The organism is Protofrankia symbiont of Coriaria ruscifolia, assembly GCF_900634745.1.
Taxonomy (GTDB): Bacteria; Actinomycetota; Actinomycetes; order Frankiales; family Frankiaceae; genus Protofrankia; species Protofrankia californiensis.
The window spans coordinates 4812-6145 of the sequence record NZ_CAAAFR010000104.1 but is presented as its reverse complement, the minus strand read 5'-3'; the positions used below and the strand labels follow the sequence as shown (position 1 = coordinate 6145).

The window sequence follows — 1334 nt, the reverse complement described above, 5'->3', positions numbered from 1 at the left end:
GCCCACTCGTTCTTTTTGGCGCCTCGTTCCTCGAGTCCCGCCGAGCCACGGCATGTGATCCAAGGTCGGATGTTTTGAGGCGAAAGGGCGTGTACCCCGCGTATAGCGGGCCTCACGCCAAATTTCAGAGCACGAAGACGATTCTGTTGACACGGAGGCCAGGGACACGTATTTCGCCGCTCCCGGTTGCGACGGGGCGCTGAAAAAAAGAAACGAAACCAGCGCTGCGTTTGCAGTCAGGTCGCTCTCTGAAAACTGAATCGGAACACAGCCATTAGGCTCATCTTCGCAAGAAGATGGAGTCTGAAGAAATGGCGGGTCCCGTTGGCAACAAAACGCCAACAACCTTGCAAGCAACGAACGCCAGAACCAGCTGGCTGCCAGGAGTGAGAGCTCATGGAATGAAGCTGGGGAAGGTCAAATGCTCACAGTTTTAACTGGAGAGTTTGATCCTGGCTCAGAGCGAACGTTAGCGGCGCGCTTAACACATGCAAGTCGCACGAGAAAGGGCTTCGGCCCCGGTAAAGTGGCGCACGGGTGCGTAACACGTAGATAATCTACCCTTGAGCGGGGGATAACGTTTCGAAAGGAACGCTAATACCGCATAACACCGGCAACGGTCAAAGCTGGCCTCTCCTTGGAAGCTAGCACTTGAGGATGAGTCTGCGGCCCATCAGCTAGTTGGTAAGGTAACGGCTTACCAAGGCGAAGACGGGTAGCTGGTCTGAGAGGATGATCAGCCACACTGGAACTGAAACACGGTCCAGACTCCTACGGGAGGCAGCAGTGGGGAATATTGGACAATGGGCGCAAGCCTGATCCAGCGACGCCGCGTGAGTGATGAAGGCCTTCGGGTTGTAAAGCTCTGTTGAGGGAGAAGAAAAAAGCTGGGAGTAACTGCCTGGTTCTTGACGGTATCCCTTTAGAAAGCACCGGCTAACTCTGTGCCAGCAGCCGCGGTAAGACAGAGGGTGCAAACGTTGCTCGGAATTACTGGGCGTAAAGCGCGTGTAGGCGGGCCCCCAAGTCGGACGTGAAAGCCCCGAGCTCAACTCGGGAACTGCATCCGAAACTGAGGGCCTTGAGTGATGGAGAGGGAAGCAGAATTCCTGGTGTAGAGGTGAAATTCGTAGATATCAGGAGGAACACCGGTGGCGAAGGCGGCTTCCTGGACATTGACTGACGCTGAGACGCGAAAGCGTGGGGAGCAAACAGGATTAGATACCCTGGTAGTCCACGCCGTAAACGATGAGTGCTGGGTGTCGCGGGTTTTGACCCCTGCGGTGCCGTAGCTAACGCGTTAAGCACTCCGCCTGGGGAGTACGGCCGCAAGG

Annotated in this window: 1 rRNA gene (only partly in view); it reads left to right on the top strand. The window is 56.0% G+C overall.

The features are described 5' to 3' along the window. Positions 1–434: 434 nt before the first annotated feature. Positions 435–1334 (top strand): 16S ribosomal RNA (locus tag CV1CTNOD_RS13290) (it continues 761 nt past the right edge of the window).